The following is a 16,427-nucleotide window of genomic DNA, read 5'->3' on the forward strand; positions in this document are numbered from 1 at the left end:
TTATTGTTTTGTATGTAAATTATGTAATTTTACGTGTACGCACACGGGCTTTTACAAATGTATAGAAAAAGTTAAGTAAAACAACTTATCTTTACTTAAAAAAATTAAATTTAGAAGGTTTCAAAATCGTTTTAACTTAAAAAGTAAGAATATCATAACAATAAAAAAAATAGCAGAATTAGCCAATGTTTCACCCGGAACTGTTGACAGAATCATCCACAATCGGGGTCAGGTAGCACAGGAAAATGTAGATAAGGTAAATGCTATTATCGAACAATACGGTTATAAACGAAATATTCTGGCAAGCAATCTGGCTCTAAATAAGAAATTCCGATTTGCCGTTTTCTTACCTAAATATGAAAACATTGAATATTGGAAAAGCCAGGTGACGGGAATAGAGAAAGCTGCTATAGAGTTTAGAAAATTTGGTGTGATGTTAGACTATTTTTTCTATGATTTTAACGCCACTTCTTTTAAGGAATCAACCGAAAAAGTTTTGAATTTTGAATGTGACGGATTATTGTTTGCCCCTATTTTTTATGAAGAATCGGTTCGTTTTTTAAATGAATATGAAAAGAAAAATATTCCCGTAGTAATGATCGATTCAAATATTTCAAGTGATGAAGAGCATGCGTATGTTGGTCAGGATGCTTTTCAGAGCGGTTATTTGGCTGGAAGACTGATTAGTTTTGCTGTAAACAATGAAAGACACGTTTTAATTTTTAAAATTACCCGTGAAATAGAAAGTACATCAGTTTATTTGCAACGCATTGATGGTTTTTATTCTTTTTTTAAAGACCATAACGAATTGACCAATTTTAAATTCTCAGAAGTTACCATCAAAGATTCGGGAATTGATCAACTAAGTCTGGAAATGTTTTCAGGAATAAATAGTGTTTTTGTACCTAATTCAAGAGCTTACATTTTGGCGCGATTTTTAGAACAAAACAATATCAAAGGTGTCCGAATTATTGGTTACGATTTATTGAAAGAAAATATCGAATACCTAAATAAAGGAATTATCGATTTCCTGATTAACCAAAGACCAGAAGAACAAGGTTATATGGCGGTTAATCATTTGTATAAAAAATTGGTCCTTCAGGAATCGGTTGAAAAGACGCATTATATTCCGTTGGAAATTATTCTGAAAGAGAATTATTTTCCCGCAAGGAATTAACCCAATCTTGTCATCCTGATCCCGAGCCTTCGGGAGAAGGATCACACCCGTAACTCGACAAAGATTGGAGATTTTGTTTGCGGAGTTTCTAGTGTGATCCTTCTCCCGAAGGCTCGGGATCAGGATGACAAAAAATGAGAACAAATTACTTCTTCACCTTCACTTCAAGCGGATTATTTACCTTCTCAGCAAAAGAGCTTAAATATTTTTCCCATTCTGCTTTCGTCTGAAACGGGCTTCCTTTTTTCCATCCAAAACCAGCAAAATAAACCGTTTTTTTATTTTTCACTTTTAAGTTCCCGTACAAATTACTTAAGTCTTTTTCATCCGTAATATGATTATCAAAACTGAGTAAAGTATTTTTTGGAGCAACTAAACCCATCCCAATTTCAGAATTATCAATTGGTTCCCATTGACTTAACCAGCCCTCCTTAATATTGGTTCCGATAGTTCCTTTTTTGTCATGAAGTGTTAATCCGGCAGCAATTGTTTTTGTGCCTTTAATATGAATTTCAAAACGCGATAAATAACTTCCGTAATCCAGACTAATCAATTTTGATTCGGTTATTTTATTGCCGTTGGCATCCCAATCGGCATAAGTTAGAATAAAACTCGTTCTGATTGGACCTGTTGTGATGGTTTTCCAGCTGATGAAATTCTTCGAAAAATAATATTTTCCATCTACGTTTACAGCAATACCGCCAATTCCACGACTGGGACCAACCTGAAAATTATCCAGACCTTCGCCAGTATCTTTGTGATACGATCCCGTTCCGGAAACGGTTTTTTCGTACCATTTATTAATAATAGGATAATCGACTCTTTTTAGCCAGGCATCAATTCCGCTGGTTAGAGTTCCGCCGGCGATTTTATCTTCCACCATTTTTTGCGCCACCGGACCGTAGGTTCTAAAAGCTACCTTATTGTTTTCCCAGGCGTAATCGTCGGTTCTTTCAGGAACAAATCTCGAATAGCAATTAATGTTTTTTGATGCTGATGTATTGGCTGCCGGAACAATTTCAAATTCTTTTTGAGAAGAAGCCTTTATCTTCGGCTGAAATAATAATACGTCCATAGTTCCGTCGCCATCATTATCTACAGTCTGACTTTCGAGAAACAAATCGCTATTTTTTTCTTTCACGGCAAGTTCTTCCAGTTTAACCGAATGAGGTAATTTGAGTAACTTTTTTGTTAGTTCAACAGTTTCAAATTCCCTGTCAATTGGAAGTGAATTGGTAACCGTAGCTGTTTTAATTTGTGAATGAAGGGCAAAGCTACTTGCGAGGATTGTGGTTAATAGAATCTGTTTTTTCAAAATATATAGGGTTTAATTTTCTTGTGTATGTTTATCATCACGAAAGTTTAAATTTACGAATCAATTTTTGAAGATAAGTACAGAATGAGGATAAATATGTACAGGGAGCTGATTATTAAAAGATTTTAAATAGAGAAATTTCTTCTAAAACAGTATCTTTATAACTAGAAATCATTACTATTCCTATGAAACAAAGCGCCGGTCTATTACTTTACAAGTTTGTAGATTCAACTATTTATTTTTTATTGGTGCATCCGGGTGGACCGTTTTGGAAAAATAAAGATTTGGAAAGCTGGTCTATTCCTAAAGGCGAATTTACAGACGATGAAGATCCGCTTGAGGCTGCAAAACGCGAGTTTCAGGAGGAAACTGGTTTTGATGTGGATGGTGATTTTATAGCACTTGAATGGGTTAAACTTAAATCAGGAAAAACAGTTTTTGCCTGGGCCGTAGAATTTGACATTGATGTTACTTTGGTAAAAAGTAATGAATTCGAAATAGAATGGCCGCCAAAATCAGGAAGCATGAAAAGTTTTCCTGAAATTGATAAAGCCGAATGGTTTCAAACCGCAGAAGCTCTGAAAAAAATCAATCCTGCTCAGGCTGATTTTATAATTCAGATCATTTCAAAAATTTCAACTTCACTTTAAACCCCAATGGCTTTATAAAAATAATTTTGTACTTTACATTTCCTGTCAATAGGATAATTAAAAATGTAATAATAAAGTATGGAAGTTAAGTGTATTATTTTCGATTGTGACGGAGTTCTTGTAGATACAGAAAAAATAGGGAACGGAATTCTGCTGTCAATGGCTGCGGAACATGGTTTCGAAATGAAAATTGAAGATGCATATCGCGATTTTAATGGTCGTAATTTAAAAGAATGTTTTCAGCATATAGAAACTGCAATCGATAAAAAACTTCCGGATAGTTTTGAGAATGAATACCGGGAAAAAAGCTTTGAGGCTTTCAAAACACAGGTGAAACCGATGGAAGGCGTTGTCGCATTTATCGAAAAATTAAAAATTCCGTATTGTGTAGCTTCGAGTGGTCCCGTTGAAAAAATCAGATTAAATCTTGAAGTAGCTGGTTTATTAGACAAGTTTGAAGGTAAAATATTCAGTTCCTACCAAATAAAAAGCTGGAAACCAGAACCGGGAATATTTTTGTTTGCCGCAAAAGAAATGGGTTTTGAGGTAAAGGATTGTATTGTTCTCGAAGACAGCAAGGCAGGAGTAAAAGCAGGCATTAGCGGCGGTTTTAAAGTGTACGGTTTTGCCAACGGATACAACAACGAAGACTTAGAAATTGAAGGAGCGATTCTCTTTCATACGTACGAAGAGCTAAGCAGTTTGCTTGGGATTTAGTTTTTTTTAGTTTCAGGTTTCAGGTTGCGATAGTTTGTCATCCTGAGGAACGAAGGATCACACGAGAAGATCCGCAATCAAAATCGCCAATCTTTGTAAAGTTTCGTGTGTGATCCTTCTCCCGAAGGCTCGGGATCAGGATGACAAGATTGCGTTAAAAATTATCTAATTCTCTAATTACCAAATTATCTAATTAAAATGCAATTTGTTACACTAAAATAAATTTTTATATATTTGATTATAGAGATTCATTTTTTTTAGTGCTTCAAATTGTCAAAATGTTATTGTAGAAGCCTTGATAAAATAATTTCTTTTTGCCTGAAAATTGACTTTTCCCCAAGAGCTGATTTTTGGATTGTGGTTCTCAAACACCACAAAACTAACCTACAGAAAGAAACAAAATGACGAAATTTATAATTAGAATTTTAGTTCTGACAATATCTCTTTTGCCTTCAATTGTTAACGCTCAAATTAAGAAAATTGGAGTCCCTTTTATCACAAATTACAATCCGAAAACGTATAAAGCAGCTTCAGAAAACTGTGATCTTGTACAAGATTCAAAAGGCATGATGTTTTTTGCCAATCATTTTGGTATTATGCAGTTTGATGGCGTACGATGGAACATCGTTACACAGCCGGAAAATAAAAGCATGGTTCGTTCTCTGGCCATCGACAAAAAGGATAAAATGTATGTGGGCGCTCAGGGTGATTTTGGTTATGCCGTGCAATTGCCCAACGGACAATATAAATACACTTCTCTGGTAAAATTACTTCCCGCTTCAGCCAAAAATTTTGGTGATGTTTTACATACCGTTATCCGTAATAACGAAGTCATATTTTTTTCTAATGAAGCGATTTTTATTTATAGGAAAAACAAAATCAAAGTAATACAATCTCCCGCTAAATTTGATGCGTTTTTTGAAATCGGCAAAGTAATCTATGTTTCAGATAATGCGAGAGGATTATTAAAACTGGAAAATGGAACTTTGGTTACAATTCCTAATAGCATGCAATTTATCGGATTGAAGATCAGGAAAATCTTTGATACAAAAGACGGTTTAGTGCTTCTGACGCAAAAAAATGGACTTTTTACATACAAAAAAAACGAGCTAAAACCTTTTGTTACCAAAGCTGATGCTTTACTTAAGCAAAATCAAATCTCAACAGCTATTTTACTTTCTGATGGCTATTTCGGAATTGGGACGCGCCAATCGGGGTTGATAGTTCTGGATAGTGCAGGAAATCTTATTCAGCATATTAATAAACAAATGGGTTTGCAGAACGAATATGTTACCAATCTGAAAGTAGATGTCGCTGGTAGTTTGTGGGTAACTTTAAAAGAAGGGGTTTCATTGATTCAGATTTCATCTCCTTTGTCCAAAATATTGGATGCTTCAAGTTCTGAAACCAAAATATACTGCAGTAAAATCTATCAGAACAAACTCTACATTGCGACGGATAATGGCGTTTTTTGGATGGACTGGGAGGATTATAAAAAGGATCAGCATAAAAACGTACACTTCCAACATATTTCGGGAATGTCTGAAAATGTATGGAATATTGGTGTTTTTGGGAATTCGCTTTTGGCTTTTGAAAAAAACGGGATCTTCGAAATAAAAGGCAATTCGGCTCAATTATTAGCCAAGACTGATGGTGCCTGGCAAGGTGTGATTGTTCCGAATCATGCTGATTTATTATTAGTTGGCGGTTATAACGGATTATATTTATTAAAGAAAATAAATAACTCCTGGGTCTTTCAGCATAAAATAAAAGGATTTGAAGAAAGCAGCAGGGTAATTGAAACGGATGCAGCAGGAAATATCTGGATCGCTCACGGTTATAAAGGAATTTATAAACTAAAATTCAATAAAACCTTTGATACCGTTTTAAATATTCAGTTTTACAATCAGGAAGCTGGTTTTCCGTCGAGTTTGTTTTTGAATACTTTCAAGATAAATAATCAAATACTTTTTGGAACAACAAAAGGGGTTTACAAACAAAATTCGGCTCAAAACAAAATGATTCCGGATCCTGTTTTCAGAAAATATCTTGGAATGCAAAATCATATTCGTTTGCTAAAAGAGGATCATCAAAATAATATCTGGTACGTTTCTGGAGAAAATACCGGAAAAATGAGTCAAAAAACAGGAGGCAATTTTGATGTGGAAGAATTGCCCTTTAGGAAATTGAGATACTTATATGTCCCAGGTTTTGAAAATATTCAAACCACAACAAACGGAGATGTATTTTTTGGAACCCAGGACGGTTTGATTCATTATAATAAGATGAAAACTAAAAGTTATCAGTTTAAATATAAAGCGGTTATTTCAGAGGTTAAATGCATTTTTCCGAAAGACAGTCTGTTGTTTTCAAGTCGATATGATGTACTTTCCACAAATATAAAATCAGATGAGAAAGTATTTTGTCCGGATTTACCCTATTCGAATAACGCCTTGCATTTTTCGTTTGCATCACTTTGTTATGATGAAGCCGATGCTACGAAATACGAATATTGGCTGGAAGGTTTTGAACCCAAATGGTCAGAATGGAGTCTTCAGACCGAAAAAGAATATACCAATTTGCCTGAAAATGAATATATTTTTCATGTAAGGGCAAAAAATATATACGATGTTGTAAGTGAAGAAGCCGTTTTTAAATTCGAAGTTTTGCCGCCTTGGTACAGAACCACCTGGGCTTATATTTTGTATTTAGTACTTTTTGGAGTTTTGATTTATGCGATTATCAAATACCAAAAAAACCTGGCAGAACGCGATCGCGAACAATTAATACTGAATCAGGAAAAAGAATTGTTGAGAAATCGTGCCGAATTAAATGAGCAGAAATTAACCTTGGAACAGGAAAATATGGTCATTATGAGGGAAAACCTCGAAGCTACTATTAATCTTAAAAATGCTAAAGTAGCTTCGAATACGGTGAATCTCATCCATTTAAATAAAATACTGCTTTCTATTAAAGAGCTTATTGGTCAGATTGATAAGAAAAATGATTCCAATACTAATTTCAGTTTGCTGACCAAAATAAACCGGATAATCGATCATGAACTTCAGGGAGATCAGCATTGGAATGAGTTTGAAGAAATCTTTAATCAGCTTCATGATAATTTTATGCAGCGTTTAAAAACGAAATTTCCGGAATTGACTCCTCGCGATATGCGATTGTGTGCTTATTTGCGAATGAATTTCAATACTAAAGAAATTGCCCCACTTTTAGGAATCTCCGTAAGAGGCGTTGAAGACACCCGTTACCGAATTCGTAAAAAATTACAACTTCCGTCAGATGCTAACATTACGGAGTTTATTCTTAATTTTTAAGTGTGTTTAAAATATTTCACGAAGATTTACCCTCATTTTTGTCATTTCGACGAAGGAGAAATCTTCGCGAGTGGCTCTACAACGATGATGAATATCTGCTTAATCTGCCAAATCTGCGAGAGAAATTTTTAGCCACAGAGTAAAGGATTAAAAAGATTTTTACCTCTCGCAGATTTGGCAGATTGAGCAGATTTTTTATCTATTTATATTTTCTCGCGCAGGTCTGGCACATTTTTAATTTTTAATTCTCAATTTTTAATTTTTTTCTATTCTTACAAATTAAAACCGATCTCTAACTCCTTAAAATGCTGAAAAACGAGTTCTTTTCCTATCAGTTAATTCCTAAGTAGTTTTACGCTTTTTGAAAGCTGTTTATTACATTTTTTTATAAATACCGTAGTCAAACCGTAGCCCAAAATTGACATCATGGGTAGTTTATTTGTTAATATTGTCATCTTATTAATACAATATAGTTCTGTTTTTTAAAAAATAGAAGATTTATTGTGTTAATAAGCTTTACTAACAAAAAACTACAAATAATGAAACAAAAAGACTCTTTTTTCGGCCGACCACCGGGAAACAATTATTATTTTTTAAAAAGGTGTGCCATTCTGATACTATTTTTTCTTACACCTTTTCTTAAACTTCAGGCACAATGCAACACTTTAATTTGGTCTGATGAGTTTAACGGAACAACTGTAGATTTAACCAAATGGCAAAGTATTTCCGGAAACGGCTGTCCTTCGCTTTGCGGATTTGGAAATGGGGAAGCACAACGTTACGATCCTAATCAGGCTACAATTGTAAAAGAAGGAACAAATAGTTACCTAAATATTCAGGCGAAGTACGAGCCAAATGCATCATTCCCGCAGCAACCGTATTCGTCTGCAAAACTGACAACGGAAGGAAAATATGCCGTTAAATATGGTAGAATTGAAGCTCGTATGAAATTATCTTCGGGAATGGGAGCGTGGCCGGCCTTCTGGATGTTACCGGCAGGCACATCAAATTGGCCTTTTACAGGTGAAATTGATATCATGGAAGCCAAGCACAGGAATCCGCAATCTATAGACGGAACCATTCATTACGACGGGGGCGGCTATCATTATACAGGAAGAAGCTATAGCTCACCAACTGATTTGTCGACTGAATTTCACGTTTATGCGGTAGAATGGGGACCAAATAGTATCAAATGGTTTATTGATGGAAATTTATTTCACACCGCTACACCAAATACAACCGTAAACGGCGGATGGCCTTTTAATGATCAGCAGTTTTATATTATTTTAAATCTGGCTGTTGGTAGTGTAGGAACGCCTTATACAAGTGTAAACGGTGCAGGAGTGGAGCCAATTCCGGCTGATTTTCCGGCCAAACTACAAGTTGATTACGTTCGCGTTTACAGCGGTAGTTTTACTTACGGAGTTATTGGTGATGCAAAAGTATATCATAATGAAACGGGTAAAACCTATTCTATAAATGCAATCGCAGGAGGAACTTACAACTGGACGGTTCCGGCTGGAGCCACAATTACTTCAGGACAAGGTACAAACACGATTACTGTTAACTGGGGAACATCTGGGGGAGATGTTGCTGTAGCTACAACAGTTTCGGGCTGTGCCGCAAATACTTATAAACTAGCGGTAACAACAGAAGCGCCATTACCAGTGGAGAGAATTCACGAAGATTTTCAATCAAACCGTAATATCGTCTACGGAAACAAAACCGGAGTTTTGACTGAAGCTGTTGCGAATCCATCGGCTACGGGAATTAATACTTCTGCTTCAGTTGGAAAATATGTTCGTAATGCCTCTGAATTATATGATGTTTTGAATATCAAAAATGTAACAATCAGCAATGCAAATGATTATGTGTATGGCAGAAAAAAGCTTTCTTTTGATATTTATACATCAGCACCGGTTGGTACGAAGATTTCTATGCAGCTAGAGAATAGCCTCGTAACAACAGCAACCAATTTTCCTTCAGGAAGACATAGTGGTTACAAAGCCACGACAACGGTACAAAACAAATGGGAAACAATTGAATTTGAATTCGAAAAAGTAATTGACCCAAATACAAGTGCCTTGACGATCAATAATGTTGTATTTCTTTTTGAATCGAATTCGAATTCAGGTGCAACTTATTATTTCGATAATCTGCTCACAAAAGCAGCACCCGAGAAACCAATTATTGCTACCGATGTTTTGCAAAACTACGATGGCATTAATAAAATCATAAAAGGAACTACAACCGGAACGTATACTGTAGTAGCGAATCCGGGAGCAAATTCAGTTAACTCCTCTGCTAATGTCGCGAGATATGTTCGAAATGTAACCGAACAATACGATGTGTTATTCTTCAACACACAAAGCACAATTGAAGATGCAGGTTTACTGAAAAATCAGACCAATAAAATCATGATTGATGTCTATACTTCAGCACCAATCGGTACGGTTGTAAGTTTGAATTTAGAGAATAGTGCAACATCGCTTCCGGCAAATTTCCCAACGGGAAGAAACAGTAATTATGTCGCGATTACCACCAAACAAAATCAATGGGAAACACTTACATTCTATTATAATTCAAGTCCAGATGCGGGAACTTCAAATCTGGCGATTAACCAAATGGTTATTTTAGCCAACTCAGGTTCTTACACCAGCGACACCTATTATTTTGATAACATCAGAATTGGTTCAACCAAACTTCCGGATACATTTACACCCGGAGTAGTTTATGAAGATTATCAAACCGTTCACAATATCACTTTTAGAGATGCCATCGGAACTTATACGCCAAACACGGCTAATCCAAACGCAAGCGGCATTAATACTTCTTCAAACGTTGGAAAATATGTTAGAAAAGCAACGGAATTGTATGATAATTTTTCATTCAATACCACTTTAACCAACATTGGAGATTTCAAAGCGGGTACTAAAAAGTTTGCGATGGATGTATACACTTCTGCACCGGTTGGATCTATAATTTCATGGCAGGCAGAAAGCAGCGCTTCAATTCCGTCAAATTATCCTGTCGGAAGACATAGTATTTATCAAGGTGTAGTAAAACAAAGTAATGCCTGGCACACCGTTACTTTTACGTATGCAAGTTCGCCGGATGCATCGACATTAGACAGCGAAGTAAATCGTTTTGTTTTCTTGTTAGAACCGGGAACGAGTTCTGGAAATACTTATTATTTTGATAATCTAAGAGCATTAAATTTAGTTTCTACAGAAAATCCGCCAGCAACTTTGCCAGCACCATGGGTTAGTACCGATTTAGGTGCCGTAACTCCAGCCGGAGAAGCAACGCATGCCAGTGGGACTTTTACCATCAAAGGTTCAGGAAATGACATTTGGGAAACCAGCGACCAATTTCAATTTGTAAACCAACCGATTACAGGTGATGCTGAAATTATTGCCAAAGTAAATTCGTTAACCAATACCAATACTTACGCAAAAGCAGGAGTAATGTTCCGAGAAACACTTACGCCAACTTCTAAACATGCTATGACCGATGTAAGTGCGGCGGCAGGTGTAGAATTTCTATCAAGAGATGCTGTTTCAGGAATCACAACTGCTTCTGTAGCGGCAGGAACGGCTCCAAAATGGATTCGTATTGTCAGATCAGGAAACATTTTCACCTCTTATACTTCAGATAACGGAACGACGTGGACGCAACTTGGTAGCCCAAGAACGATTGCCATGGCAAGTACTATTTATGTGGGTATGGCTGTAACATCCCATGCAAATGGAACTTTGGCAACGGGAGTTTTTAGCGATGTTATCGTTCGAAATATCACTGCTCCAACTAATACCAATTTAGCCTTGGCAAAAACAACTACAGCATCTACAGAAGAAAATGCTACTTATTCTTCGGCGAAAGCCACAGACGGAGATGCAGGAACACGTTGGGCAAGTAGTTTTGCCAATACAAGCGAATGGATTTATGTTGATTTGGGAAGCAATTACAACATTAACCGCGTGGTTTTGAAATGGGAAGCTGCTTTTGCAACCCAATATAAAATACAGATTTCTACAGATAATGTTTTCACCGAAAATGAAACTGTAAATACACAAACGGCCAGCGATGGAGGAACCGATGATTTAGCGGTAAGCGGAACAGGAAGATATATCCGAATTTTATGCAACACTAAAGCTTTGACTCCATACGGGTATTCGCTATTCGAAATTGAAGCGTACGGAGCTGCTTCGACAGCCAAAAAAGCTGCTGTAGCTCTGGAAGATACGCAAGTGATAGCAACAGAATTTGTGATGTATCCAAATCCGGCGAGTAATTATATTCAACTTTCAATACCTGAAAAATTAGACAATAAAGTGATCACAATTTACAATGAATCAGGAACATTACTGCTAGATAAAAAACTGGATGCTGATGTTAATGAAAGTCAGATTGACATTAGTCAATTTAAAAGAGGCATTTATATTCTGAATTTCAAATCAGATCAAAAAAGCTGGTCTAAAAAACTGATTAAGCAATAATTAAAACAGGCTGGGTGTGATGATCCTAAATAGTTACACCCGGCTTTTTACGCATAAATATTTTCTCATTATTACTAACTAATTAATTACAAACCAATTATTAACTAAAAATGAATGAAAAATGAGAAATTTTAAATTACTAAAAACCTTTTTTGCAGTAGTGCTCTTCGCATTGCTATCCAATTTTATGTATGGGCAGGGACCTATACCTTTTACCATCAGCAATACCTCCACCTTTAACGACAACGAATTGTATGTTGCTATTGTGGGTATTGATTACACCACCGGAAATCACGTTTGGGTAAATGCCAAAACGAGTCAGGTTTTACCAATGAGTTCGTCTTATAACACGGTTACAGGACCAACAATTGGCGGCAACACCGGTCCGGGACAAAACTCAAAATATGCCAATTGTTTTACCAAATTGAGTGAGATTCCCAATAAGACTTTTACACTGCCACAAATTGCAGGCTGTAGAGTTTTTATTGCCAAAGGACAACAGCTGTATTTTTACTTTTTTGGAGCCACTGGAGCCCCTTCTGGTTATACTTCTCCGAACCCGTTGAATGCAACCGATCCGAATCAGGGAATTTTATATGAAATCATCGAATTGACTAATAATCAATATGGTTTCTTCGGAAATCCTTCAAGAGTTGATTCGTATAAATACCCAATGGGATTAGAGTTATTTGGAGCAAACGGCTATCAGAAAAGAGTAGGTGAATTAAAAAAGCATGCTGATATTGTGGCGTCTTTTAAAGCTAATGTTCCATCAGAGTTTCAGGGTTGTGTAAATGATGCGACAGGAGAAATTACAGCGCCATCAAAAACGCCTGCATTTGCAGATGGAACCGGAGGAACTTCAGTAGGACCTCAGGCCAATTATCTAAAATCTTATATTGATGCCATTTGGAACAAATATAAAAATGAAGATTTAATATTTTATGCCGGAGATGCCGGAGTTTTCAAAGGAAGAGTAATTGGAGAACAACTTGAAATGGTTGGACAATCAGGAGGTTTTACAGGCCGTACCGGAAGAGTTCAAAACCGACCTTCGACTCAGGAAGCGCTCGAAGGAAAAGGTGTTCTGGACAGAAGACTGGTCGACGGAGATTTAGATCTTGTTATTCAGGCCCAATTAACGGCGGCAATCAACAGACATGTTGTAAACACAACCACTGCAAATCCGGGACAGCAGAACTGGTATGATGCCTCAAAATTCTATCAGGTAAATCCAACGAATCATTATTCTAAATTTTGGCATTTGCCAGGCATTAGTGTTGATAATCTGGCTTATGGATTTGCATATGATGACGTGGCTGATCAATCACCTTCTCTTCATTCTCCACAACCAACAAAAGTAATTGCTGCTTTTGGAGGATATGCCGGATCAGTTCCTTCAGTGCCTGCGACAACAGATGTGATTACGGTTTATAAAGATTGTAATTACACCGGGTTTTCCGGAGGATTAACTATTGGAGATTATAATTTGGCACGTTTGAATACTTTGGGCGTTTTAAATGATGATATTTCTTCGCTTAAAGTGACAAAAGGTTTTCAGGCAATTTTGTATCAGGATGATAATTTTACCGGAGCTTCAACCGTAATCAATTCGGATAATTCTTGTTTGAATACAACATGGAATGACAAAGTAACTTCTATCAGAATTCTTGCAAACGGAACCACTACTTTAGGAAATCAGACTTTCTTTTTACAAAACAGAAATAGTAATTTGAATATGGATGTTTGGAACGCAAGTAATGCAAACGGTGCCAATGTTGCACAGGGAACTGTAAACGGAGCAAACAATCAGAAATTTACATTTACACATTTGGGTGACGGTATGTATAAAATTATTGCCAACCACAGCGGCCAGTCTTTAGACGTAAATAACTTTAATAAAGATAATGGTGCCAATGTAGAGCAATATCCATACAATGCCACTCCAAATCAGCAATTTATATTGGTTGCAACAGGCGATGGCTTTTATAAAATCGTAGCCAGACACAGTGGTAAACTAATAGAAGTTGCAGGTGCAAGTACGACAAATGGTGCCAATGTTCAGCAATGGCAGGATAACGGTCAGACTTGTGCACAATGGAAATTAGTTCCCGCTACAACTTCTCAAACTTCTGTTTTAATTCAGGCCGAAGATTATTCTGCCATGAGCGGAATTCAGGTTGAAGCAACTACAGATACAGGAGGAGGTTCGAATGTAGGTTATACTGAAACAGGTGACTGGATTGCTTACAACAGCATAAATTTTCCAACTACTGGTTCTTATTTAATCGAATACAGAGTGGCAAGTGGCGTAACTGGCGGTAAATTATCATCTGATTTAAATGGAGGAACTATTGTATTAGGTAATGTAGATATTCCGAATACTGGAGGATGGCAAAACTGGCAAACGGTTTCTCAAACGGTAAATGTGAATGCCGGAACCTACAATTTTGGAATTTATATTCAGAATACCGGAATGAATATTAACTGGATAAAAATCACAAAAGTTGGGGCTGGTTTAGCTGCTAAAACGGCTTTAGCTTCCGCTGAAGAAGAAACTCCGATTGAAACAGTTTTAAATGTTTATCCAAGTCCGGTTGAAAGCACACTTTTTGTTACCACAGATATTTCCGGAGAAAACATAAAAATAGTGGATTCACAAACCGGAGCGGTTGTTTCAACTCAAAAAGGCAATAATAACGGTATCGATGTTTCGCACTTAAGAAAAGGAATCTATTTGATTGTTTTTGAAAAAGAGGGCAAACAGACGATCAAACGTTTCATTAAAAAATAATTCTAGATGGCAGTCCCGAAGTGTCGGGATAGATTTTAGATTGATTTTGAATGAGTTGTAAAGCAAACTAATTGGAATTTGGCACAGCCAAATTCCAATCTAAAATCTAAAATCTAAAATCTAAAATCTAAAATCTAAAATCTAAAATCTAAAATCTAAAATCTAAAATCTAAAATCTAAAATCTAAAACCAAAATACAACTCAAAAGCCGTCCCCATTATTTACGAGTTTATTAATCTATTAAAACAATTATTATGAAAAACAATTACAGAAGAATGTTGCAGAAATGCATAATTATTTTAATGTTGGGTATTTTTAATTTAGCAACAGCCCAGAAAAAAGTTATCGCTTATATTCCAAACTGGATAGATTTGAATGCTTTTTCAAGCAGTATCCAGTACAGTAAATTAACGCACATTAATATTGCGTTTGAAAATCCGGATGCAAATGGATATCTGACTTTCAATTCAGGAAGTAATACCATTATTAATGCAGCACACGGTCAGAATATTAAAGTTTTTGTTTCCCTTGGAGGAGGTTCAGTTTCCGAAGGCGGTGCCATTCGTGACAATTATTTTAATCTGATTACGCCCGCAAACAGAACCGCTTTTGTTCAAAAAATCTATGACTATGTTGTTGCCCACAATTTTGACGGAGTTGATGTCGATTTAGAAGGTCCGGCAATTAATGGCGATTATGGCGGTTTTGTAATCGCTTTGGCGAATAAACTGCATGCCAATGGTAAATTGATTTCAGCAGCACTTTCAGAAGGATATGGTGGTGCCAATGTACCTGCATCAACTTTTGCCGCTTATGACTGGATCAATATCATGGCCTATGATGCAACAGGTCCTTGGGCACCAAATAGTCCAGGACAACATTCTCCATACAGTATGGCGGTTAATCAGTTTAATTACTGGACAGGAAGAGGATTGCCGGCAAGTAAAGCCATCATTGGTCTTCCGTTTTACGGATATGGTTTTGGAGCTTCAGCAAATCAGGGAATTTCTTATGCTAATATTGTGGCCCAATATCCTGGAGCAGAAAATGTAGATCAGGTTGGAAATACTATTTATTATAACGGAATTCCAACTATCAAAGCAAAAACAACTTTTGCGATTCAAAATGCCGGTGGTGTCATGATTTGGGAATTATCTCAGGATGCGGTTGGTTCTAAATCATTATTAACAGCCGTAAATCAGGTTATTACCGGAAGTCAGCCACCAACAGGCGGAACTTTAATTCAGGCAGAAAATTACTCCACAATGAGTGGTGTTCAAACCGAAGCGACGACGGATACTGGTGGAGGTTTAAATGTAGGTTACGCAGATACAGGTGATTGGATGGCATACTACAACATCAATTTTCCAACTTCCGGTAATTATGTAATTGAATACCGAGTAGCGAGTGCTGTGAACGGTGCCAGAATATCATCAGATTTAAGTGCAGGAACAATTCAGCTTGGTGCAGTTAATGTACCCAATACAGGAGGCTGGCAAAATTGGCAGACCATCACTCAAACGGTTAATGTAAACGCAGGAACGTATAACTTCGGAATCTACATTCAGAGTTCTGGTGTGAATTTAAACTGGTTTAGAATCACAAAATCGGCTTCTGGTTTGGCTGCGAAAACAGCTTTAACAGAAACAGTTTCTGAAGAAAAAATTGAAAGTCTGACTATTTATCCAAACCCTACAGAAAGTACTATTTTCTTTACTGCTGAAGTTTCAGGAGCCAATGTGAGTGTTATAAATTCTCAGGGTGGCGATACGGTTTCGGTACAAAAAATTAGTAACAACAGTCTTGATGTTTCTGGTTTAAAATCGGGAATCTATCTGATTTTAGTTGAAAAAGACGGAATCAAAACAGTGAGACGTTTTATTAAGAAATAGCATTTCTGGTTTGAATTAAAAATTGAGAATTAAAAATTAAAAGTCTGTTCA

8 protein-coding genes are annotated in these 16,427 nt (G+C 36.5%); 7 read left to right on the plus strand and 1 reads right to left on the minus strand.

The window, feature by feature from the left end:
* Positions 1 to 169 precede the first annotated feature (169 nt).
* Positions 170 to 1,177: a LacI family DNA-binding transcriptional regulator gene (locus IHE43_RS12375; RefSeq protein ID WP_192188212.1), complete on the plus strand. Its 1,008-nt coding sequence runs from the start codon at positions 170 to 172 to the stop codon at positions 1,175 to 1,177.
* 145 nt (positions 1,178 to 1,322) lie between these two features.
* Here the strand turns inward: IHE43_RS12375 and IHE43_RS12380 are convergent, their stop codons facing one another.
* Positions 1,323 to 2,492: a DUF4861 family protein gene (locus tag IHE43_RS12380; RefSeq protein ID WP_192184165.1), complete on the minus strand. Its 1,170-nt coding sequence runs from the start codon at positions 2,490 to 2,492 to the stop codon at positions 1,323 to 1,325.
* Between the two features lie 185 nt (positions 2,493 to 2,677).
* On the opposite strand from IHE43_RS12380, the gene IHE43_RS12385 reads away from it, so the two are divergent.
* The 6 genes from IHE43_RS12385 to IHE43_RS12410 all read left to right on the plus strand — a co-directional run bounded on the left by IHE43_RS12385 (position 2,678) and on the right by IHE43_RS12410 (position 16,376).
* A complete protein-coding gene (locus IHE43_RS12385; RefSeq protein ID WP_192184166.1) occupies positions 2,678 to 3,142 on the plus strand; it encodes an NUDIX domain-containing protein in 465 nt (154 codons plus the stop codon).
* A 78-nt stretch (positions 3,143 to 3,220) separates the two neighbouring features.
* On the plus strand, positions 3,221 to 3,859 hold the full coding sequence (locus IHE43_RS12390) for an HAD family phosphatase (protein WP_192184167.1): 639 nt from the start codon (positions 3,221 to 3,223) through the stop codon (positions 3,857 to 3,859).
* A gap of 401 nt (positions 3,860 to 4,260) precedes the next feature.
* A complete protein-coding gene (locus IHE43_RS12395) occupies positions 4,261 to 7,191 on the plus strand; it encodes a triple tyrosine motif-containing protein (RefSeq protein ID WP_192184168.1) in 2,931 nt (976 codons plus the stop codon).
* A gap of 539 nt (positions 7,192 to 7,730) precedes the next feature.
* The gene (locus IHE43_RS12400) at positions 7,731 to 11,690 is read left to right on the plus strand and encodes a family 16 glycosylhydrolase (RefSeq protein ID WP_192184169.1); all 3,960 of its coding nucleotides are present in this window, start codon (positions 7,731 to 7,733) and stop codon (positions 11,688 to 11,690) included.
* A 121-nt stretch (positions 11,691 to 11,811) separates the two neighbouring features.
* Positions 11,812 to 14,484, plus strand: coding sequence for a beta-1,3-glucanase family protein (locus tag IHE43_RS12405; protein WP_192184170.1), 2,673 nt, complete (start codon positions 11,812 to 11,814; stop codon positions 14,482 to 14,484).
* Between the two features lie 254 nt (positions 14,485 to 14,738).
* Positions 14,739 to 16,376 carry a glycosyl hydrolase family 18 protein gene (locus tag IHE43_RS12410; protein ID WP_192184171.1) on the plus strand — a complete coding sequence of 546 codons (1,638 nt, stop codon included), beginning with the start codon at positions 14,739 to 14,741 and terminating at the stop codon, positions 16,374 to 16,376.
* Positions 16,377 to 16,427: the final 51 nt, after the last annotated feature.

It is taken from the genome of Flavobacterium sp. MDT1-60 (assembly GCF_014844035.1).
GTDB lineage: Bacteria > Bacteroidota > Bacteroidia > Flavobacteriales > Flavobacteriaceae > Flavobacterium.

Excerpts from the sequence above, each read along its gene's own strand:
- IHE43_RS12385 (WP_192184166.1), top strand. The coding sequence starts at position 2,678 with ATGAAACAAAGCGCCGGTCTATTACTTTACAAGTTTGTAGATTCAACT.
- IHE43_RS12390 (WP_192184167.1), top strand. The coding sequence starts at position 3,221 with ATGGAAGTTAAGTGTATTATTTTCGATTGTGACGGAGTTCTTGTAGAT.
- IHE43_RS12395 (WP_192184168.1), top strand. The coding sequence starts at position 4,261 with ATGACGAAATTTATAATTAGAATTTTAGTTCTGACAATATCTCTTTTG.
- IHE43_RS12400 (WP_192184169.1), top strand. The coding sequence starts at position 7,731 with ATGAAACAAAAAGACTCTTTTTTCGGCCGACCACCGGGAAACAATTAT.
- IHE43_RS12405 (WP_192184170.1), top strand. The coding sequence starts at position 11,812 with ATGAGAAATTTTAAATTACTAAAAACCTTTTTTGCAGTAGTGCTCTTC.
- IHE43_RS12410 (WP_192184171.1), top strand. The coding sequence starts at position 14,739 with ATGAAAAACAATTACAGAAGAATGTTGCAGAAATGCATAATTATTTTA.